Origin of the sequence: Pantoea sp. YR525, from assembly GCF_900116775.1 — a bacterium.
Taxonomy (GTDB): domain Bacteria; phylum Pseudomonadota; class Gammaproteobacteria; order Enterobacterales; family Enterobacteriaceae; genus Pantoea; species Pantoea symbiotica.
In genome coordinates, this window is record NZ_FPBU01000009.1 from 119,044 (window position 1) to 139,759 (window position 20,716).

16 protein-coding genes and 1 riboswitch are annotated in these 20,716 nt (G+C 58.0%); of the genes, 10 read left to right on the plus strand and 6 right to left on the minus strand.

Translation table 11 applies throughout. The features are described 5' to 3' along the window. Positions 1 to 170: 170 nt before the first annotated feature. The 6 genes from uca to BM323_RS18715 all read right to left on the minus strand — a co-directional run bounded on the left by uca (position 171) and on the right by BM323_RS18715 (position 7,846). Positions 171 to 3,770, minus strand: a complete 3,600-nt coding sequence (gene uca / locus BM323_RS18690) for an urea carboxylase (RefSeq protein ID WP_008104631.1) — start codon at positions 3,768 to 3,770, stop codon at positions 171 to 173. Positions 3,771 to 3,849: 79 nt separating this feature from the next. Continuing rightward, positions 3,850 to 4,485 carry an urea amidolyase associated protein UAAP2 gene (locus BM323_RS18695; protein ID WP_008104633.1) on the minus strand — a complete coding sequence of 212 codons (636 nt, stop codon included), beginning with the start codon at positions 4,483 to 4,485 and terminating at the stop codon, positions 3,850 to 3,852. Beyond that, a complete protein-coding gene (locus BM323_RS18700) occupies positions 4,485 to 5,192 on the minus strand; it encodes an urea amidolyase associated protein UAAP1 (RefSeq protein ID WP_008104635.1) in 708 nt (235 codons plus the stop codon). The genes BM323_RS18695 and BM323_RS18700 overlap by 1 nt, the downstream gene beginning before the upstream one ends. A gap of 11 nt (positions 5,193 to 5,203) precedes the next feature. Beyond that, on the minus strand, positions 5,204 to 5,950 hold the full coding sequence (locus BM323_RS18705; RefSeq protein ID WP_008104637.1) for an ABC transporter ATP-binding protein: 747 nt from the start codon (positions 5,948 to 5,950) through the stop codon (positions 5,204 to 5,206). A 10-nt stretch (positions 5,951 to 5,960) separates the two neighbouring features. Next, positions 5,961 to 6,773, minus strand: coding sequence for an ABC transporter permease (locus BM323_RS18710; protein ID WP_008104638.1), 813 nt, complete (start codon positions 6,771 to 6,773; stop codon positions 5,961 to 5,963). A 14-nt stretch (positions 6,774 to 6,787) separates the two neighbouring features. Next, a complete protein-coding gene (locus tag BM323_RS18715) occupies positions 6,788 to 7,846 on the minus strand; it encodes a putative urea ABC transporter substrate-binding protein (RefSeq protein WP_008104639.1) in 1,059 nt (352 codons plus the stop codon). 63 nt (positions 7,847 to 7,909) lie between these two features. Next, positions 7,910 to 8,004: riboswitch (guanidine-I (ykkC/yxkD leader) on the minus strand. Between the two features lie 407 nt (positions 8,005 to 8,411). Between BM323_RS18715 and BM323_RS18720 the strand changes: the two genes are divergently transcribed. The 10 genes from BM323_RS18720 to mtlD all read left to right on the plus strand — a co-directional run bounded on the left by BM323_RS18720 (position 8,412) and on the right by mtlD (position 20,693). Then, positions 8,412 to 9,134, plus strand: coding sequence for a FadR/GntR family transcriptional regulator (locus BM323_RS18720; RefSeq protein WP_008104641.1), 723 nt, complete (start codon positions 8,412 to 8,414; stop codon positions 9,132 to 9,134). Further along, positions 9,131 to 10,126, plus strand: a complete 996-nt coding sequence (locus BM323_RS18725; protein ID WP_008104643.1) for an ABC transporter ATP-binding protein — start codon at positions 9,131 to 9,133, stop codon at positions 10,124 to 10,126. The genes BM323_RS18720 and BM323_RS18725 overlap by 4 nt, the downstream gene beginning before the upstream one ends. Beyond that, positions 10,123 to 11,184 carry an ABC transporter ATP-binding protein gene (locus tag BM323_RS18730; protein WP_008104645.1) on the plus strand — a complete coding sequence of 354 codons (1,062 nt, stop codon included), beginning with the start codon at positions 10,123 to 10,125 and terminating at the stop codon, positions 11,182 to 11,184. Before BM323_RS18725 ends, BM323_RS18730 begins: the two co-directional genes overlap by 4 nt. Positions 11,185 to 11,200: 16 nt before the next feature. Further along, the gene (locus tag BM323_RS18735; protein WP_008104647.1) at positions 11,201 to 12,718 is read left to right on the plus strand and encodes an ABC transporter substrate-binding protein; all 1,518 of its coding nucleotides are present in this window, start codon (positions 11,201 to 11,203) and stop codon (positions 12,716 to 12,718) included. A gap of 17 nt (positions 12,719 to 12,735) precedes the next feature. Continuing rightward, complete coding sequence (locus BM323_RS18740) at positions 12,736 to 13,677, plus strand: ABC transporter permease (protein ID WP_008104649.1); 942 nt, start codon at positions 12,736 to 12,738, stop codon at positions 13,675 to 13,677. Between the two features lie 2 nt (positions 13,678 to 13,679). Then, positions 13,680 to 14,561 carry an ABC transporter permease gene (locus BM323_RS18745; RefSeq protein WP_008104650.1) on the plus strand — a complete coding sequence of 294 codons (882 nt, stop codon included), beginning with the start codon at positions 13,680 to 13,682 and terminating at the stop codon, positions 14,559 to 14,561. Between the two features lie 9 nt (positions 14,562 to 14,570). Further along, positions 14,571 to 16,169, plus strand: a complete 1,599-nt coding sequence (locus BM323_RS18750; RefSeq protein ID WP_008104652.1) for a gamma-glutamyltransferase family protein — start codon at positions 14,571 to 14,573, stop codon at positions 16,167 to 16,169. A 175-nt stretch (positions 16,170 to 16,344) separates the two neighbouring features. Then, the gene (locus BM323_RS18755; protein WP_008104654.1) at positions 16,345 to 17,058 is read left to right on the plus strand and encodes a DUF3053 domain-containing protein; all 714 of its coding nucleotides are present in this window, start codon (positions 16,345 to 16,347) and stop codon (positions 17,056 to 17,058) included. A 457-nt stretch (positions 17,059 to 17,515) separates the two neighbouring features. Next, positions 17,516 to 19,450, plus strand: coding sequence for a PTS mannitol transporter subunit IICBA (locus tag BM323_RS18760; RefSeq protein WP_008104656.1), 1,935 nt, complete (start codon positions 17,516 to 17,518; stop codon positions 19,448 to 19,450). Positions 19,451 to 19,544: 94 nt separating this feature from the next. Beyond that, positions 19,545 to 20,693: a mannitol-1-phosphate 5-dehydrogenase gene (gene mtlD / locus BM323_RS18765; RefSeq protein ID WP_008104658.1), complete on the plus strand. Its 1,149-nt coding sequence runs from the start codon at positions 19,545 to 19,547 to the stop codon at positions 20,691 to 20,693. Positions 20,694 to 20,716: the final 23 nt, after the last annotated feature.

A 20,716-nucleotide genomic window follows, 5' to 3' on the forward strand; every position in this document is an offset into this window, starting at 1 on the left:
TCAGGCTGTATCCCGTAGCGGTTTCGCATAGTTATTATCAAACCGATGCGGGACACAGCCTGTTGTGCACTGCAAAAGATGTCAGGGCAATGCAACAATAGTTCGGGTTTCTAAGTATGGGACAGATCCCCGACTTTGCTGCCAGATTCCTGATTATTTTTTATTCTTTCTTATGCCACTTTTGGGTCGATCACCATAAGCAATTGACCCGCCTGCACTTGCTGCCCAGACTGCCGCGTCAGACTATGGATTTTTCCACTGACGGGAGCGACGATCGGGATTTCCATCTTCATTGATTCGAGTATGCCGACCGTGGCACCCGCACGAATTTCACTGCCTTCCTCCACCAGCCATTGCCACACGCTGCCCGCCACCTGACTCTCAACCGGATGACATCCGGCTGGCACCACAATCTCTTCACTGCTCTGCGCTTGCAGCTGGCTATCGAAGGTAAACTGCCCTTCCGCACGCCAGCGCGCCAACTCCTCATCAAATGCCTGCTGGCGCTGCCGCTGGAAGGCATCAATCTCCTGCGCTTGCTGCGTCAGCATCGCCTGATAGTCGGCGAGGCGGAATTCGCCCTGTTCCACGCGCAGCGGATAATCGCCCCACGGAAAACGCTCACGAATCTGCAGCAACTCGTCGGCCTCTACCGGATAAAAACGAATTTGATCGAAGAAGCGCAGTAACCAGGGCTGGGTAAACGCGGCTGTTGGGCGATCGCGGTTCCACATCTGCATGGTGCGTCCAACAAACTGATAGCCGCCCGGCCCTTCCATGCCGTACACGCACATATAAGCGCCGCCGATACCGACCGAATTCTCCGCCGTCCAGGTGCGCGCCGGATTGTATTTGGTGGTCACCAGCCGATGACGTGGATCGAGTGGCGTCGCCACCGGCGCACCGAGATAGACATCGCCCAATCCCATCACCAGATAAGAGGCGCTAAATACAATCTCTTTTACCGCCTCAATGCTATCCAGCCCATTGATACGGCGAATAAATTCAATATTGCTTGGGCACCAGGGCGCATTCGGTCTGACGGATTGGTCGTAGCGCACAATCGCTTCACGGCAGGCTGCATCATCCCAGCTGAGCGGCAGCCATACGGTGCGCGAAGGCACGGCTGCATCGGCCAGGCTACCCAATGCTAAATCAGCGTGCAATATTTGCGCCAATAGCTCACTTCTTGCACACAACTGCGCATCATAATGGATTTGTAGCGAGCGGATGCCAGGCGTCAATTCCAGTTGCCCCGGCAGCGGATGCGCTTCCAGCCATTGCATCAGCGCATGCACGCGAAAACGCAGCGCGATATCCAGCTGCAAATCGCCATATTCCACCAGCAGGAAACGGTCGCCCGCCGCACGAATAGAGAGTGAAGGACGTTGATCCGCTGCCGCATGTTGGTGCAGCACAGGATCAATCAAGGGCAGCGCCGCGTTCACTGTAATCGGTTGAGATTGCAGTTTGATGATCTCGTCCCGCTGCGCCTGCGCCAGTTGATCGGCGGTGACAAGATCGATCGGCTGGAACTGCACGCGATCGCCGGCTTTCAACTGCCCCAGCTTCCACAGATCCGCTTCGATCACCGTTGCCGGACAAACAAATCCTCCCAGCGATGGGCCATCCGGGCCAAGGATCACCGGCATATCGCCGGTAAAATCCACCGTGCCGAAGGCGTATGCATTGTCATGAATATTCGAGGGATGCATGCCCGCTTGGCCGCCGTCGCTGCGCGCCCAGGTCGGTTTGGGGCCGATCAGGCGAATGCCGGTGCGGCTGGAGTTGTAGTGCACTTGCCACTCAGCGGCAAAAAATGCCGCGATGTCGTCATCGGTGAAGAAGGTGGGCGCGCCATGCGGGCCGTAAATCACCCGTAACTGCCAGCAACCGTTAAGTTGCGGCAGCAGTTCGTCAGGCAATGTTGCGGCACTCAGCACCTGCGGCGCGGCGAGATGCAGTACATCACCGGCGCGCAGCGCGCGTCCGGCATGACCACCAAATTTGCCGAGGGTGAAAGTGCTGCGGCTGCCCAGATAGCGCGGCGTGTCGAGGCCACCGGCCAGCAGCAGATAGCTGCGGCTGCCGTCGCGCACCTCGCCAAGCGTCAGCGTTTGCCCGGCCTGCGCCGTTAGCCGCTGGTTCATCGGTAACCTTTGTTGATCAAGCTGAGCAGCAATCGGCGCACCGGTCAGTACAAAACTGCAGGCCTGATTGAAGCGCAGCGTCGGGCCACGCAAAGTGATCTCCAGCCCGGCGGCCTGAGCATCGTTGTCTAACAGGCGATTCCCGAGCTGGAACGCGCGGCTGTCGAACGGACCGGAAGCCGGCACGCCAACATGCCAATAGCCGATGCGGCCCGGCGCGTCCTGCACCGTGGTTAAGGTGCCGCCGCTGAGAATATCCAGCGTCGGCGGCTGCCACTGCATGGTGCCGAGCGTGGCGGTGATGATGCGTCCCTGCTGCACGTCCGGCAGCGTGCACAGCTGGCGCAGCCACAGCAAATTGGTTTCGATGCCGTACAGTTCGGTTGCGGATAGCGCCTGCGCCATGCTGTCGAGCGCGCTGGCGCGATCGGCGGCATGCACAATCACTTTCGCCAGCATCGGATCGTAAAACGGCGAAACCTCCATGCCGCTCTCAACGCTGCTGTCGATGCGCAGCGTAGCGCCCTCAATTTCAGTCGGGAACTGCACATGGCTGAGCAATCCAGCGCTGGGCTGGAATTGCTTAGCGGGATCTTCGGCGTAAAGCCGTACCTGAATGGCGTGACCTTGCGCGACCGGCTGCAAATCTGCCAGCGGCGGCAATTTTTGCTGCGCCAGTTCCACCATCCAGCGCACCAAATCAACGCCATACACCATTTCGGTGACGCCATGTTCCACCTGCAAACGCGTGTTCACTTCAAGGAACCAGAACTGCTGGCTGGCATCGTCATACACATATTCCACCGTGCCCGCGCTGCGATAGTTCACCGCCCGCGCCAGCCGCACGGCGGTGGCCTGCAACTGCGCGCGTACGGCAGCGCTCAAGCCCGGTGCAGGCGTCTCTTCCAGCACCTTTTGATTGCGGCGCTGAGCAGAGCAATCACGCTCACCAATCGCGATCACTTCACCTGCGCCGTCGCCAAAAATCTGCACTTCGATATGGCGCGCACGCGCAATAAACTTCTCTAAAAATACGCCATCGTCGGCGAAGTTATTGCCTGCCAGGCGTTTCACGCGGGTAAATGCCGCGTCGAGCTGTTCAGCATCGTCACAGCGCTGCATGCCAATCCCGCCGCCGCCTGCGGTGCTTTTCAACATCACCGGATAGCCAATCTGCGCCGCCATCTGCTGCGCTTCAGCCAGCGAAGCCAGTAAGTCGCTGCCCGGCAGCAGCGGCACATGGTTCTGTTCGGCCAGTGCACGCGCGCTGTGTTTCAGACCAAAGGCCGCCATCTGCTCGGCACTCGGCCCAAGAAAATGCACGTCCGCCGCTGCGCAGCGCGTGACGAATTCTGGATTCTCACTGAGAAAACCGTAGCCCGGATGCAGCGCCTGCGCGCCACTCTGCGCGGCTATCGCCAGCAATTTATCCTGATTGAGATAAGTGTCTCGCACCTGACCTTCGCCGAGCGACCAGGCTTCATCCGCCAGACGCACATGGCGCGCATGACGATCGGCTTCGGCATACACGGCAATCGCCCGGATATTCATGGCTTGCAGGGTTCGAATAATGCGCACGGCAATCGCGCCACGGTTGGCAATTAATACGCGATCAATCATGACTGAATACTCTCGTTGCGGCAGGTCGTCCTGCATGGCATTGACGGCAGAAAACGGGTCGTCCCGTTGCGTCAGAGAATCACCACACGCTGACTAAAATCGGCGTTGGGTTGTAACCGTTGCAGGGATTATTGAGCTGCGGGCAGTTGGAGATCAGCACCAGCACGTTGATCTGCGCCACCATCTCGACATATTTTCCCGGCGCAGAAATGCCGTCGGCAAAGGTTAATCCGCCGTCATGCGTCACCGGCACGTTCATGAAAAAATTGATGTTATGGGTGATGTCGCGGCGCGTCAGGCCAAACTCCGGCTTCTCCGCCACCGCCAGCATCCAGCTATCGCGGCACGAATGCATATGGCGCTTTTCCAGGTCATAACGCACCGTGTTGCTCTCGCACGAGCAGGCGCCGCCGAGCGTGTCGTGACGGCCGCAGGTATCGGCGGTAATGGTCAACATTGGGCGATCAAGGTTGGAGCGCAGTACGCTGCCCGCAGTCAGAAACACGTTGTTCTGCCCGCACAGCGTGTCGCTCATGCTGTAACGCTCAGCGATGTCATCAGCATTGAAAAACAGCGTATCGGCGGCCTGATTGCCTTCCAGATCGGTGATGCGTAGCGTCTGACCGGCTTCGATGCGATGTAGCCAGTAATCGCCGGCATCAATTTTTTGCTGTAAGCGCGCTTCGGCTGGATTGAGCAGACTTTCAGTGATCATCACATTTCTCCTTGCAGTTGATACAGCGCGTTATTACGCAAGCCGCGTTGATTTTCAGCACGTTGCAGACAGATTTCGGGCATCGGCGCGTGCTGCGCATCCAGTTCGATCTGCACCGGCTGGCGCGGATAATCCTGCGATGCGCTCAGCGGATGCGGGCAAGTGTGCAGCAGCACCAGCGTGTCCATCGCGAAACGTAAACGCACGCTGGCACCCGCCGCGCCCTGACGTTCCAGCTTTAAAATGCCGTTATCGTCAGCGCGCACCTGCGCAAACAGGTTGAGGCAGGACGCCATATCGCGCTGACCGAGCCCATATTTCGCCAGCTCGACGAGAAAGCTGTCATAGCCGTTTTGATGGCGCAGGTTGCGCACCTGCTGATACGTGCTGTCACCAAAACGCGCAGCGGTTTGTTCGGCATTCAGCGTGCCGCACACGCTTTCGTGCCAGCCGAAGCTGTCGTACTCGATGCCGCAGAAAATGCGCCCCATATCTGAATAGAGACAATGGCCAGCGGTGAGGCGGAAAGTGTGCTGGCACTTCAAGGTATCGGGCGCGTTGTAGCGCTCCAGCAGGTTTTCCGGGTTATAAAACAGCAGGCCGACGTTGGCGCCACCTTCCACATCGGTGAGGGTCAGCGCGCTGCCGCTGCGCATCACCAGTGACCAGTGCGCACCGCTCGGCAACGAGGTTTGATAAGGCTTCATGGTTTTCTCCTTTAAGCGACCAGCGGCTCGGATGGCTGTGTGCGATCCAGCGGCAGGTCGTAAGTGATGGTCGCGCCCCAGGCTTCAGGCGCGTGTGGATCGTGGCGCAACTTGTCGAACACCAGCAGACGCGATGCGAGGCTAAATCCCTCTTTCAGGTCATGGGTGATCATGAAAATGGTCAGGTTGTGCTGCTGCCACAAGCGGGTGATCAGTTGGTGCATCTCGCTGCGGATGCCGGGATCGAGCGCGCCGAAAGGTTCATCGAGCAGCAAAATGCGCGGCTGCTTCATCAGCGCCTGCGCCAGCGCCAGACGCTGCTGCATGCCGCCCGACAGCTGATGCGGATATTTATTCTGCGCATGTTCAAGGCCGACCTGCGCCAGCATGTCCTGCGCGCGCTGGCGGATCGCCTGACGCTTCTTGCCCCACACGCGGCCCAGCCAACGCGCGCTGCTGAACTCGTCGCCCAGCATCACGTTGCCCAGCACCGTCAGATGCGGAAACACCGAATAGCGCTGAAACACCACGCCGCGATGCGCATCCGGTTCGTCGGGGATCGGTTCACCATCCAGTAACAGCTGGCCTTTGCTGGGCGCTTCAGTGCCGAGCAGCATATTCAGGAAGGTGGTTTTGCCGCAGCCGGACGCGCCGACAATCGCCACAAACTCGCCCTCTTCGACCTCGATATTGAGGCGCTCCAGCACCACTTGCTGGCCGTAATGTTTCTCAAGGTTTTTCAGTTGCAGTAACGGCATCGCTCGCCCCTTATTTCGCGTGATACCACGGCCAGCAGCGACGGCTAATCAGCCGCAGCAACAGGTCGAGCAGGAAGGCCAGCAGCGCGATCCACGCCACGTACGGCAAAATCACATCCATTGCCAGATAACGGCGCATCAGGAAGATGCGATAACCCAAACCTTCCGTGGCGGCGATGGCTTCGGCAGCAATCAGAAACAGCCACGCCGACGCCAGCGACAGCCGTACCGCATCCAACAGGCGCGGCATCAGCTGCGGCAGGATCACGCGCCACAAAATCTGCGCGCTGTGCGCGCCGAGCGTCTGCGCTTTCACCAGCTGCTCGCGCGGGATCTTCTGCACCTGCAGCTGCAAATCCCGCGTAATCAACGGCGTGATACCAATGACAATCAGCACCACTTTTGACACTTCGCCGAGGCCAAAACAGATAAACAGAATCGGCAGAATCGCCAGCGGCGGCACCAGCGCAAACAGCGTCACCAACGGCGCCAGCACCGCCCGCACCACCGGCAGCGCGCCGGTAAACAGACCCAGCGCCAGCGCTAGTAGCGCGCTGATCGCCACGCCGCACAGCAAACGCAGCAGACTGGCGGCGGTATCGCTCCACAGCAGATATTCACCGGTGCGCGGGCTGGGCTGAAACGCCATGCGGCTGATGGCGTCGCCCATGGCGTTAAAGCCCGGCAACAGCTTGTCTGCCGCATTCAGACTGAGACGCGCATCCGACGCGAACAGATACACCAGCAGCAGCGCCAGAAGCGGCAAAATGCCCAGCAGCAAGCGCCCCAGCGGCAGCGGTTGGTAGTTGATCAACTTACGCATCGGCATCGCCTCGCTTACAGCTGCCCGGCGGCGGCCATTTTGGTGTACTCATCGGTGAAACGCAGTTTGAGGTTACTCGCATCGCCCCAATTGCCCGCAGGCGTTGCCACGCCAACAACATCCGCGCTCGGCGCGCCCTCGCCCAGCAAGCCGTGCTTGAACGAGAACTCGGCGACCATCTGCATGGTGGCTTTGAGCTGTGGGCTTTGGACGAAATCGAGGGTGGTTTTGGCATCGCTAAACAGATGCGTGGCGGCCAGCTGCTGATCAAAGCCCGCCAGATCGGTGCCGGAAGCCTGCGCCATTTGTGTGCGTGCCGCTTTGGCGCTGTCGGTTGGGCCGGACATGGTTTTCAGCGTTTCATACCATGCGCCGGTCAGCGCTTTGCCGAGCTGCGGATACTTCTGCAGCGTGGCGCTGTTGACCACCAGCAGATCGAGGATTTCGCCCGGAATTTGAGCGGAAGAGAAAATCAGATGGCTGTTCGGCTGCTTCTCCGCTTCGGCGAGCAGCGGATTCCAGGTCACGATAGCGTTGACATCGGCGGTGCCAAACGCCGCCACCAAATCGGCATCGGCGGTGTTCACCACTTTGACGTCTTTCTCGCTCATGCCGGATTTCTCCAGCGCCCGCGCCAGCAGGTAATGCGAAACCGAGAGCTCGACCAGATTGATCGGCTTGCCTTTCAGCGCCGAGAGGTTGCCCGCGCCTTTCAGCAGAATACCGTCGTTACCGTTGGAGTAATCGCCGACGATCAGCGCTGTGCTATCTACGCCGCCGGTAGCGGGAATGGTTAGCGCATCCATGTTGGTCATGGTGCAACCAGCAAAACCACCTGCGGTGTATTGGTTCACCGACTCGATGTAGTCATTAACCTGCACAAACTGGATATCGATGCCGTATTTGTCGGCCCATTTTTTGACAATGCCGCTCTGCTGCGCGTAATCCCACGGCATCCAGCCCGCGTAGATCGACCAGCAAATCTTGAAGGAGGGTTTATCAGCGGCCAGCGTATTGATGCTGAACAGCGTGATGGTGCAAAGCAACAGCAGGCGAAGGCAGGCTTTGATCATGATGGTTCCTCTGACGTTAACGGGCGAAAAAAAAGCAGGAGGCGGCGAGCAACGTTCTCGCTTTCCTCCCGGGCTTTTTTCCCGCCGTGTAACCGTCAGAGGACGGTCGGTCACTCTCGGACCAGCATCTTTCGACCGGAACCCTAGTGACCCATTGCAAATTGTCTGGCGACGTCGGTTGCCCGCTATCGCTCCTGCATCTGCGTTAACACATACAAAATAGATGCCAAGGTTCTATCCAGCTGAAAAATATCAGTTATTAACTAATCGCGCGTTGCCGCATGGCTGGCATTGCACAGATAAGCAGCGTGCGCGCACCAACGTGAAGCAGCCCAGCGGTGGAAAAGTTGATGCTTCTCGCAATTCTGAACGGGCACTGAAAAAACTTTTACTTTGCGATCATGTGGTTATTACACATTCATGACACACCAATCCGAACCAATTAAATATTGGTTCACTTCTTGCCTACGCTAAGAAAGCTGCCGAATTCGCCTTTCATCAGGAAAAGTGCTGGATACACGGCGTTTACCGATCTTTTTCTGATGCATAAACAGGCGAACCAATCATGAATGACACGCCAGAAACCAGCCGCAACTCCAGCACCGCACTTGAGCAACTGCGCCAGCTGATTCAGCAACAGGAGCACACGCCGGATCGCGCGCTGCCCACCGAACGTGAGTTAGCGGAGCGCTTTGGCGTGGGACGTCGTGAAATTCGCCGGGCATTGGACGTGCTGGAGGAAGAGGGCCGCATCTGGCGTAAACAGGGCAAAGGCACCTTTGTTGGCCCTTCCGCGCCGGTGCAGCCGCTGGTGTTACAGGACCTGCCGCATCAATCGAATCTGCTTGAAGTGATGGAAGCGCGTTTGCAGCTGGAGCCGGGGCTGGCAAGTCTTGCCGCCCTGCGAGCCACCAAAGAGCAAATCGCCTTGATGAAACGCCTGCTGGAGCGCATGCACGCCATCACGCCGCCAGAAGATGGCGATCAGCATGAACTGTGGGACAGCGCCTTCCATCGCGCCATCGCCGAAGCGGCAGGCAATCGCCTGATGCTCGGGCTGTTCGACGCCGTTGATGCGGTGCGCCGCGATCCCGGCTGGCAGCATTTGCGGGTGCAGGCGCGCACTCCGGCGCGCCTGGATAACTATGACAACCATCATCAGCGGCTGGTGATGCACATCGCCCAGCGCCAGCCTCATGAAGCGGCAGCAGCGATGCGTGAGCATCTGCTTGCGCTGCAACAAGCGCTGATGGAAACGCTCTATTCCCGCCAGGAGGAGATGCCATGACCGCCCATCCCGTTTTATCGCTGCGCAATCTGCGCGTGCAGTTTCGCGGCTCGCCCGTCACGGTGCTGGATGATATTTCGCTGGTTCTTCAGGCGGGAGAGACGCTGGCGCTGGTCGGTGAATCGGGCTGCGGCAAAAGCATCACCTCACTGACGTTGATGGGTTTGCAGCCTGACAGCGCGCACATCTTGCAGGGCGACATGCTGTTTGATGGCCGCGATCTGCGCCAGCTCAGCAGCAGTGAATACGCCAGCCTGCGCGGTAACCAGCTGGCGATGATTTTTCAGGAGCCGATGACCTCACTTAATCCGGCCTTCACGCTTGGCGATCAGCTGAGTGAAGCGGTGATGCGCCATCGCAAAGTGAATAAGCGCCAGGCAATGGACGCGGCGCTGGCAATTCTGCAAAAAGTGCAAATCCCGGCAGCGGAACTGCGGCTGAAAGCCTATCCGCATCAACTTTCCGGCGGCATGCGCCAGCGCGTGATGATTGCCATGGCGCTGATCAACCAACCAAAACTGCTGATTGCCGATGAACCCACAACCGCGCTCGACGTCACCATTCAGGCACAAATTCTGGCGCTACTGAACACCCTAAAACAGGAAACCGGCACCGCAGTATTGATGATCACCCACGACCTCGGCGTGGTGGCGGAAGTGGCGCAGCGCGTGGCGGTGATGTATGCCGGTCAGGTGGTGGAGAGCGGCAGCGTGGAGCGTATTTTCAACGATCCGCAGCATCCTTACACCATTGGCCTGATGGGCTCGATTCCCAGCCTGAGCGCGCGCGAAGGTGCGCTGGCCACCATTCCCGGTCAGGTACCGCTACCGGAAAACATGCCAGCCGGCTGCCGCTTTGCCACGCGTTGTCCCTTCGCCGAAACACGCTGCCACCAGCATCGCCCAGCGTTGCGCGCACTGGCGAACGATCATCAGGTGGCCTGTTTCCGCGCCCCGTTAGAGCAATACGTCACGCTGGGAGAAAGTGCATGAAGCCGATTTTAGAGTGCCGCGATTTAAGCAAAACCTTCTCTGCGGGCAACCGGCTGTTTTCACGCAATCGCGGCGTGACGGCGGTCGATCGCGTTTCGCTGCAGGTGATGCCGGGCGAAACGCTGGCGATTGTCGGCGAATCCGGTTCCGGTAAATCGACGCTGGGACGTTTGCTGCTGCGGTTATTGGCCGCCAGCGCCGGCGACGTGTTCTATCAGGGCGAAAGCATCACCGATGCCAGCGGCGCGCGGCTCAATCAGCTGCGCCGCGAATTGCAGATTATCTTCCAGGATCCGTTTGCCTCGCTCAATCCGCGCATGACGGTGCAGCAGATTGTTGGCGAACCTTTGTGGCTGCACGAAAAGATGAGTCGCGATCAGCGCCACGCGCGCGTCGCCGAACTGCTGCGTACCGTTGGCCTGCCTGCGGCCTGGGCCGAGCGTTACCCGCACGAGTTTTCAGGTGGTCAGCGCCAGCGCATTGGTATTGCCCGCGCGCTGGCATCCCAACCGAAATTACTGCTCGGCGATGAGCCGGTTTCAGCGCTGGATGTGTCGGTGCAGGCGCAGGTGGTGAATCTGCTGGAGAGCCTGAAACAGCAGTTTGGTCTGACGATGGTGATCGTGGCGCACGGTTTGGCGGTGATCCGTCATATGAGCGATCGCGTGGCGGTGATGTATCTCGGTCAGATTGTCGAACTGGCCAGCGTCGATGAGATTTTTGATGCGCCGCTCCATCCTTACACGCAAGCGTTGATTGCCTCTGCGCCGCAAATGCAGCCGGGCGGCAACCGCACCATTCCGATGTTGCAAGGCGATCTGCCTAATCCCGCCAATCCGCCGAGCGGCTGCCGTTTTCATACCCGTTGTCCCTATGCCACGGCGGAATGTCGCCAGTTTGAACCGATTAATCAGGTGCTGAGCGGGGGCCGTCAAATTGCCTGTCATCGCTGGCAGGAGATTAATCGCGATCGCAGCGTCATCACCCTTGCGCCACCTTCCGCCGCTTTTTTACGTCGCCGCGCCCTGTTTGAGCAGGCGGTGAATCAGCAAGCCTAACCTCTGGAGATACACCGTGAAGCAAGCTCGTCATACGTTATTAACCGCCCTCAGCGGCCTGTTACTGCTCGGCGCTAGCGCCCACAGCCAGGCTGACAGTGTGATTCGCATCGGCCTGGGCGCCGATCCCGACATGCTCGATCCGCATCTGGCCCGCACCTATTACGGCCGTTTTGTCTTTGCGGCCATGTGCGATCGCCTGGTCGATGTCGATCAAAACCTCAAAGTGGTGCCGGGTCTGGCAACCGATTGGGCGTGGAGCGATGACGGCAAAACGCTGACCATGAATCTGCGCAGCGGCGTAACCTTCCACGATGGCGAAAAGTTTGATGCGCAGGCGGTGAAATTCAATATCGAACGTGCGCAGACGCTGCCAGGTTCTCTGCGAAAAAGTGAAATCTCCTCGATTGAAAGCGTGGAAGTGAGTGGCCCGATGCAGGTGAAATTCCACCTGAAAAATCCGGATGCGGCACTGCTGAGCCAGCTGACCGACCGCGCCGGAGCCATGCTGGCACCGGAAGCGGCGAAAAAGCCCGATTTCGCCGCTCATCCGGTCTGCTCCGGCCCGTATCAGTTCGACAGCCGCGTTCAGCAGGATCGCATTGTGCTGAAGCGCTATGACAATTACTGGAATAAAGGCGCGTATCACTTCGATAAGGTCATTTTCCTGCCGATCCCGGATGCTTCAGTGCGCCTCGCGAACCTGCGTGCGGGTGATTTGGATCTCACCGAAGGCGTGGCCGCCAGCGATGTGAAAACCGTTGAAGCCGATAGCAAACTGGCGCTGGCAAAAGTCACGGGCCTTGGTTATCAGGGCATCACTTTCAATATCAACAACGGCAAAGTCGATGCCAATAGTCCGCTGAAAGATGCGCGCGTGCGTGAAGCGTTCTCATTGGCGATTGACCGTGATGCGCTGAATCAGGTGGCGTTTGAAGGCTTGTATACGCCAGCCAATCAGGCGTTTTCACCGGTCAGCGCGTATCACGTCAAAACACCGATTGCCGCGCGCGATGTGGAAAAAGCGAAAGCCTTGCTCAAGGCCGCAGGCGTCACCACGCCGCTCAATCTAACGTTGCTGGTCAGCAATAACCCGACCGCGCAGCAAGTGGGCCAGGTGATTCAGGCGATGGTCGGCGAAGCCGGTTTTAACCTCAATCTGCAAATGAGTGAGTTCGCTACGCTGCTGGATCGTCAGCAACGCGGTGATTATCAGCTCAGCCTGTCGGGTTGGTCTGGGCGTCCGGATCCGGACGGCAGCATCTATTCGTTTATTAACAGCAAAGGCACGCTCAATGACGGACGCTACAGCAATGCGCAGGTCGATGAGTGGCTGAACGCCGCGCGTCTCACCAACGACCAGGCACAGCGTCAGGCGCTGTACACCCAGGTGGTGAACCAGCTGCAAACCGATATGCCGATTGCTTACCTCTACTTTGAGCCACGCATTTTTGGCATGTCGAAGAAATTGCAGGGCTTCAAAGCCTGGCCGGACGGATTGGTGCGTTTGGCTGGCGTAAGTCTGGCGCAGTAAACCGCTAAGGAGCGAGGATGCTGGAACTGATTGTAAAACGGCTATTGCTGGCCATTCCGACGCTGCTGCTGGTGAGCATTATGGTGTTCGCACTGCAAAAGCTGCTGCCGGGCGATCCGGTGCTGGCGATGGCGGGTGAAGAGCGCGATCCGGCGGTTATCGCCCAGCTGCGGGCGGAATATCATCTGGATGATCCGATTCCCACGCAATATTTCGCCTGGATTGGCAATGCGCTAACCGGCGATTTGGGCATGTCGCTGCGCACCAAAGAGCCGGTGACGGCGCTGATCGCCAGCAAATTGCCGGTCACGCTGGAATTGTCATTGCTGGCGATGATTATCGCGCTGGTGATAGGCATCAGCATGGGCATCATCGCCGCAGTGCGCAAAGACAGTTGGGTCGATCACACCACCAACTTTGTCGCGCTCTCCGGGATTTCAGTGCCTCACTTCTGGCTCGGTATTCTGCTGATTCTGCTGTTCTCCGTGCATCTGCAATGGCTACCGGCATCCGGCTTTGTGCCAGTTAGCGAAGATGTGGCGCAGAACCTGAAAACGCTGCTGCTGCCAGCGCTAGTGCTCGGCACCGGACTGGCCGCCACGTTAATGCGCCACACCCGCGCTTCAATGATCGCCGTGCTGAAAGCGGATTACATTCGCACCGCTCGCGCCAAAGGGCTGCTGGCAAAGAAAGTGGTGCTCAAGCATGCGTTGCGTAATGCGCTGATGCCGATCGTTACCCTCACCACGCTGCTGTTTGGCGAGTTACTGGGTGGCGCGGTGCTGACTGAACAGGTCTTCACGCTGCCCGGCTTTGGCAAGATGATTGTCGATGCGGTGTTTAACCGTGATTACGCGGTGGTGCAAGGCGTGGTGCTGGTGGTGGCGATTGGCTTCCTGCTGCTCAATCTGCTGGCCGATGTGCTCTATCTGATCATCAACCCGAAAATGCGAGGCTGACCATGAGCGAGGTATTAACCGCTGGAACACTGCCTGCAGTGGCAAAGCCCAATCGTCGGGTGCTGAAAAAGTTCCTGCGTAACAAAAGTGCGCTGATTGGTGCGGTGATTGTGCTGCTGTTTGTCGCCGTGGCGCTGCTGGCACCGTGGCTGGCTCCGTTTGATCCCATCAAAGCCAATTTCCTTGCGGTGCGTAAAGCGCCTACGGTGCTGCACTGGTTTGGCACTGATGAGCTGGGCCGCGATATTTTGTCGCGCCTGGTGTGGGGCGCGCGTACTTCGCTGCTGGCGGGCTGCATTTCAGTGCTGATCGCCATTCTGATTGGCGTGCCGCTGGGGCTGATCGCCGGTTACTGGCAAGGCTGGTGCGACGGCATTATTTCGCGCTTTATCGAAGCGCTGCTGGCGTGCCCGTTTCTGATTCTGGCGATTGCGCTGGGGGCGTTTCTTGGCCCGAGCTTGTCGAATGCGATGATTGCCATTGGTCTGTCTGCGATGCCGATTTTCGCCCGCTTGACGCGTGGCCAGGTGATTGCCATTCGGCACGAAGAGTACATCGATGGCGCGCGGGCGATTGGTTTGCCCGATCGCTGGATCATCCTGCGTTACGTGCTGCCCAATGTGCTGTCGCCGATTCTGGTGCAGGCCACGCTGGCAATTGCTTCGGCGATTATCACCGAAGCCAGCCTCTCTTTCCTTGGCCTCGGCCAGCAACCGCCCTCGCCTTCATGGGGTGCGATGCTGAATACCGCCAAGGGCTTTCTCGAACAGGCGCCGTGGATGTCGATTTCCCCCGGCCTGGCTATTTTTCTCACCGTGCAGGGCTTCAACCTGCTGGGCGACGGTTTGCGCGACGCGCTCGACCCACGCGATGACTCACACTAAGGAACGATCATGAGTGAACTGGATTTTAACGTCAGCTATGCCTCACACCGCGTACCGATGATGGGACGCAACGCGGTTGCCACTTCGCAGCCGCTGGCGGCACAGGCCGGGATGCGCATGCTGCAACAGGGCGGCAATGCGGTGGATGCGGCGATTGCCAGTGCAATGGCGTTAACCGTGCTGGAGCCCAGCGGCAACGGCCTCGGCAGTGACGCCTTTGCGATTATCTGGGATGGCAAAAAACTGCACGGTTTGAATGCCTCGGGCCGCTCGCCTGCGGCATGGAACCCGGAACGCTTTGCCGGACGCGATGCTATGCCGGAAATCGGCTGGGAAGCGGTCACCGTGCCGGGCGCGGTTTCGGCGTGGGTTGAGCTGGCCGAACGCTTTGGCACGCTGCCGCTTACCACGCTGGCGCAACCGGCCATTGAATACGCGCGTGACGGTTTCCCGGTTTCACCGCTGATTGGTCATCTGTGGCAGCGCGCCTACAACAAGCTCAAAGATCAGCCTGGTTTTGTCGAGTGCTTTGCACCTGAGGGTCGCCCGCCGCGTGCTGGAGAACTGTTCCGCAATCCGGCGCAAGCCGAAACGCTGCAAAAAATCGCCGAAACGCGCGGTGAAGCCTTCTATCGTGGTGAGCTGGCTGAAAAGATAGTGGCGTTTGCTGAGCAGCATGGCGCGGCGCTCAGCCTTGATGATCTGAAAAATCATCGCGCTGATTGGGTGGAATTGTTATCGCGCCCGTTTGCGGGCGGATCGGTGCAGGAGTTGCCGCCGAACGGTCAGGGCATCGCCACCTTGATTGCACTGGGCATTCTCGAACAGTGGGATATTGGCCGCTATCAACCGGATTCGGTGCCGTGGCTGCATCTGTCGATTGAAGCGATGAAACTGGCGCTAGCCGATCTGGATCGTTACGTCAGCGATTACGATCACCTCGAGTTCCCGGCGGAACTGCTGCTAAGCGATGAATATTTGAAACAGCGCGCGCAGCTGATTAATCCCGATCGGGCCGGGGATTTTACCTTTGGTTCCCCGCAGCAGAGCGGCACGGTGTATCTCTCTACCGCCGATGCCAGCGGCATGATGGTTTCCTTTATACAGTCAAACTACATGGGCTTCGGCTCTGGCGTGGTGGTGCCGGGCACCGGCATCAGCCTGCAAAATCGTGGCTGCGGTTTCTCACTCGATCCGCAGCATCCCAATGTGGTGGCCGGCGGCAAGCGTCCGTTCCACACCATCATTCCGGCGTTTGCCCTCGATGGTGACGGTCAGCCGCTGATGTCGTTTGGCGTGATGGGCGGCCCGATGCAGGCACAAGGTCATTTGCAGATGGCGCTGCGCATCATGCAGCACAAGCAAAACCCGCAGGCAGCGATTGATGCCCCGCGCTGGCGCGTTGAGCAAGGGCGTGCGGTGGTGGTTGAGCCGGGCATCGACCGTAACGTGCTGGCAAAGCTGCGCGAGATGGGGCATCAAATTACGCTGGAAGATCCGCTGCTCGGCTATAACTTCGGCGGTGCGCAGGCGATTGTGCGCGATCCGCAAGGCTTCTACATCGCCGCCACTGAAAGCCGTAAGGATGGGCAGGCGCTGGTGTTCTGATTTGCTGTTTTAAAAAAGGTCACCATAAATGGTGACCCTACGAATTCCGCTATTTCCTTGTCGGGTGTGCATTTATGCGCACCTGGCAAACGCCGCCCGTTGTACCCGCCAGGCCATTGCACTATCCTTTAGGACCATTCCCACCGAATCGAATTTGCCATAACAGGAGTTAATCATGGCGTCAGGAATTTCCCGCATCTGGATGCGTACCGGCATGCTGATGGTCAGTGCCTTAGTCGTGCTGCAACTTACGGCCTGTGGCGACAAAGAGGGCGATCAGCGTAAAGCGTTCAGCGATTTCCTTCAGAACACAGTGATGCGCAGCGGCGAGCATCTGCCAAGCCTGAGTGAAAACCAGAAGCAGACCTTCGGTAACTACGCCAGCGATTACGCCATCCTGTATGGTTTCTCGCAGCAGACCAATCAGGCGATTGAGCAAGGTATGCGTCCGGTGGTTGATGAGTTAGCGGCGATTCGTGTACCGCAGGATTACCTGACGCGCCGCGATAGCCTGCGCCAGGCCAGCGGTAATCTGAGCGTGCTGACCCAGCAGATTCAGAGCGCCAAAATGCAGGCGGACAGCAGCAAAGCCACGCTGAAACAGCCGGATGATCTGAAGAAAGTCTACGACGCCGCGTTTACCAAAGTGGTAACGCAACCAGCCAGCACGCTGATTCCGCTGCTGCCACAGCTGCAGGCGCTGAGCCAGGCGGCGGTGCAAACCGGCGACTATCTGCAATCGCAAGGCACACGCGTAACCTTCAACGACGGCGGCGTGCAGTTCCCAACGCAGGATCAGGCAACGCAGTACAACACGCTGATGAGCAATCTCTCCAGCAATGCGCAGGCGCTGACGCAAGCGCAAAATGCGGTGCAAGGCGGGTTATAACAGCCGATATATTTTAGTGGTCGCCAATAATGGCGACCCTACAAGCCATTCGTTTCTTTTCAGAATTTCGTCACTTCCTTACAGCTCACTTTTCTGCTGAAGCATATTGTGATCTGGCGCATTTTCGACCAAAAATAGTTTGTGACATTGATCACATTTACACAACAAAGCACCCAGCGAAAAAGGTGACTTAAGTCACATTCATCATCTTGTTTTGCTTAATTTTTCGGCATCGTTGCTTTCTTACAGCGTCTTTTTGTGATCAGTATCACCTTATTGCACCCCAACCACCCCAACTTAGCGTGATCTGCATCACACTTAGGTACTGCTCTACGCAGCGTAATAAACTAGTGCTAGAGTCCGCGTGCATACAGTAATGCCACGGCCCCCGCCGTAACGTTCAAACAAAAACAAACGCGCTCTCTTATTGCAGCGCGTCTCAATAAGGGGTGGGTTTATGTCCTCATCAGTAAAGGTCAAGGTTCAGAGCTTTGGTCGCTTTCTGAGTAATATGGTGATGCCTAACATCGGTGCGTTTATCGCATGGGGTATCATCACTGCGCTGTTCATCCCAACCGGATGGATTCCAAACGAAACGCTGGCGAAACTCGTCGGCCCAATGATCACCTACCTGCTGCCGCTGCTGATTGGTTTCACCGGTGGACGTCTGGTTGGCGGCGATCGCGGTGGCGTGGTCGGTGCCATCACCACCATGGGCGTGATCGTCGGTGCCGATATGCCGATGTTCCTCGGCTCGATGATTGCCGGTCCGCTGGGCGGCTGGGCGATCAAATCCTTTGACCGCGCCGTTGATGGCAAGATCAAAAGCGGCTTCGAGATGCTGGTTAACAACTTCTCGGCCGGTATCATCGGTATGCTGCTGGCGCTGTTAGCGTTCCTGGCAATCGGTCCACTGGTTGAAGGCCTGTCACACATTCTCGCCGCTGGCGTGAATCTGATGGTGCAGAACAACCTGCTGCCACTGACGTCGATCTTTGTTGAACCGGCGAAAATCCTGTTCCTCAATAACGCCATCAACCACGGTATCTTCTCTCCGCTGGGTATCCAGCAGGCGAGCGAGGCCGGCAAATCAATCTTCTTCCTGATTGAAGCTAACCCAGGTCCGGGTATGGGCGTGCTGGTTGCCTACATGATGTTTGGTCGCGGTAGCGCTAAACAATCTGCAGGCGGTGCAGCGATCATCCACTTCCTGGGTGGTATCCACGAAATTTACTTCCCATACGTGCTGATGGCGCCGCGTCTGTTGCTGGCAGTTATCCTTGGCGGTATGACTGGCGTGTTCACCTTGACGCTGCTGAACGGCGGCCTGGTTTCTCCGGCTTCTCCAGGCTCTATCCTGGCCGTGCTGGCGATGACGCCAAAAGGCGCTTACTTCGCGAATATCGCGGCCATCATCGCTGCATTTGCCGTCTCCTTCGTGGTCTCTTCAATCCTGCTGAAAACCAGCAAAGTGAAAGAAGATGACGATATCGAAGCGGCGACACAGCGCATGCAGGATATGAAAGCGCAGTCGAAAGGTCAGGCCGTTGCCGGTTCACCGGTTGCTGGCGACGCGATGAGCGTTGACCTGAACCACGTACGCAAAATCATCGTAGCCTGTGACGCCGGTATGGGTTCAAGTGCGATGGGTGCAGGCGTGCTGCGTAAGAAAGTGCAGGACGCGGGTCTGAGCAATATCTCCGTCACCAACACGGCGATTAACTCGCTGCCGGGCGACGTCGATCTGGTGATTACCCACCGCGATCTGACCGAACGTGCGATGCGTCAGGCACCGCAAGCGCAGCATATTTCGCTGAACAACTTCCTCGATAGCGCGCTGTACAGCAATCTGACTGAACGTCTGGTTGCCGCTAACCGCAGTGAAGCGCGTCGCGAAACCGTGCAGACCACGCTGGCTGACAGCTACGACGAAGGCAACGCGCACCTGTTCAAACTGGGTGCAGACAACGTGTTCCTCGGCCTGAGCGCCACCCATAAAGAGCAGGCGATTCGCTTTGCGGGTGAGCAGCTGGTGAAAGGCGGCTACGTGCAGCCGGAATATGTTGAAGCGATGCTGGAACGTGAAAAGCTGACGCCAACTTACCTCGGTGAATCCATTGCTGTGCCACACGGTACCGTAGAAGCGAAAGACCGCGTGCTGAAAACCGGCGTGGTGTTCTGTCAGTATCCGGCAGGCGTGCAGTTTGGTGATGAGCCAGAAGACGTGGCGCGCTTGGTGATTGGTATCGCCGCTCGCAATAACGAGCACATTCAGGTGATTACCAGCCTCACCAACGCGCTGGATGATGACAGCGTGATTGAGAAGCTGGCGAATACCACCAGCGTGCAGGACGTGTTGGACCTGCTCTCAGGCAATACCGTCAAAGCGTAATACCACGTTTTACCTTCCCTGGGGCGGGTAAGCCCGTCCCACATTTCCGGGGCGGACTTGCCCGCCCTTTCGTCATTTGATATGGGTCAAATTTATGAAAGCGTTACATTTTGGAGCAGGTAACATTGGTCGCGGTTTTATCGGTAAGTTACTGGCGGATGCCGGCATCGAGCTGGTGTTTGCTGACGTCAATCAGGTGGTACTTGATGCCCTTAACGCCCGTCATGAGTATCCGGTTCATGTGGTTGGCGAGCAGGCAAAAGTCGAAATCGTAACAGGCGTGAGCGCCGTCAACAGCACCAGCGATGACATCGTTGCGCTGATTGCTGAGGTTGATATCGTGACCACGGCGGTGGGCCCGCAGATTCTGGAGCGAATCGCCGGTGGCGTTGCGAAAGGTCTGGCTAAACGCAGCGACAGCGGTAACGTCCGTCCACTCAACATCATCGCCTGTGAAAACATGGTGCGCGGCACCAGCCAGCTGAAACAGCACGTGCTGAAAGCGCTGCCAGAGCAGTATCACGCGTGGGTTGAAGCGCATGTTGGCTTCGTTGATTCCGCAGTAGATCGCATTGTGCCGCCGTCCGAAGCTGGCACCACCGATCCGCTGGAAGTCACCGTGGAAACCTTCAGCGAGTGGATTGTTGATAAAACTCAGTTCAAAGGTGAATTGCCAAACATTCCTGGCATGGAATTAACCGACAACCTGATGGCTTTCGTTGAGCGCAAGCTGTTCACCCTCAATACCGGTCACGCCATCACCGCATATCTCGGCCAGTTGGCCGGTCACGCCACCATTCGTGACGCGATTCTCGACGAGAAAGTGCGTGCGGTGGTGCAAGGTGCGATGCAGGAAAGCGGCGCAGTGCTGATCAAGCGTTATGGCTTTGAGGCCGATAAGCATGCTGCTTACATCCAGAAAATCCTCACCCGCTTCGAAAATCCTTACCTGAAAGATGACGTTGAGCGCGTAGGTCGTCAGCCGCTGCGTAAACTGAGCGCGGGCGATCGCCTGATCAAGCCAACGCTGGGCACCATTGAATACAATCTGCCGCATACCAATCTGGTGCAGGGCATTGCCGCCGCGATGCACTATCGCAGCGAAGCCGATCCGCAGGCGCAGGAACTGGTTGCCCTGCTGGCTGAAAAAGGCCCGCAAGCCACGCTGGCGGAAATTTCTGGCCTGGATGCCAACAGCGAAGTGGTCACCTCAGTGGTGAGCGCTTACAACGCTATGGCATAATGCGCGCCCTTTAGTGGTTAACT

Excerpts from the sequence above, each read along its gene's own strand:
- uca (WP_008104631.1), bottom strand. The coding sequence starts at position 3,770 with ATGATTGATCGCGTATTAATTGCCAACCGTGGCGCGATTGCCGTGCGC.
- BM323_RS18715 (WP_008104639.1), bottom strand. The coding sequence starts at position 7,846 with ATGATCAAAGCCTGCCTTCGCCTGCTGTTGCTTTGCACCATCACGCTG.
- BM323_RS18725 (WP_008104643.1), top strand. The coding sequence starts at position 9,131 with ATGACCGCCCATCCCGTTTTATCGCTGCGCAATCTGCGCGTGCAGTTT.
- BM323_RS18695 (WP_008104633.1), bottom strand. The coding sequence starts at position 4,485 with ATGATCACTGAAAGTCTGCTCAATCCAGCCGAAGCGCGCTTACAGCAA.
- BM323_RS18710 (WP_008104638.1), bottom strand. The coding sequence starts at position 6,773 with ATGCGTAAGTTGATCAACTACCAACCGCTGCCGCTGGGGCGCTTGCTG.
- BM323_RS18730 (WP_008104645.1), top strand. The coding sequence starts at position 10,123 with ATGAAGCCGATTTTAGAGTGCCGCGATTTAAGCAAAACCTTCTCTGCG.
- BM323_RS18700 (WP_008104635.1), bottom strand. The coding sequence starts at position 5,192 with ATGAAGCCTTATCAAACCTCGTTGCCGAGCGGTGCGCACTGGTCACTG.
- BM323_RS18740 (WP_008104649.1), top strand. The coding sequence starts at position 12,736 with ATGCTGGAACTGATTGTAAAACGGCTATTGCTGGCCATTCCGACGCTG.
- BM323_RS18755 (WP_008104654.1), top strand. The coding sequence starts at position 16,345 with ATGGCGTCAGGAATTTCCCGCATCTGGATGCGTACCGGCATGCTGATG.
- BM323_RS18760 (WP_008104656.1), top strand. The coding sequence starts at position 17,516 with ATGTCCTCATCAGTAAAGGTCAAGGTTCAGAGCTTTGGTCGCTTTCTG.
- BM323_RS18720 (WP_008104641.1), top strand. The coding sequence starts at position 8,412 with ATGAATGACACGCCAGAAACCAGCCGCAACTCCAGCACCGCACTTGAG.
- mtlD (WP_008104658.1), top strand. The coding sequence starts at position 19,545 with ATGAAAGCGTTACATTTTGGAGCAGGTAACATTGGTCGCGGTTTTATC.
- BM323_RS18750 (WP_008104652.1), top strand. The coding sequence starts at position 14,571 with ATGAGTGAACTGGATTTTAACGTCAGCTATGCCTCACACCGCGTACCG.
- BM323_RS18705 (WP_008104637.1), bottom strand. The coding sequence starts at position 5,950 with ATGCCGTTACTGCAACTGAAAAACCTTGAGAAACATTACGGCCAGCAA.
- BM323_RS18745 (WP_008104650.1), top strand. The coding sequence starts at position 13,680 with ATGAGCGAGGTATTAACCGCTGGAACACTGCCTGCAGTGGCAAAGCCC.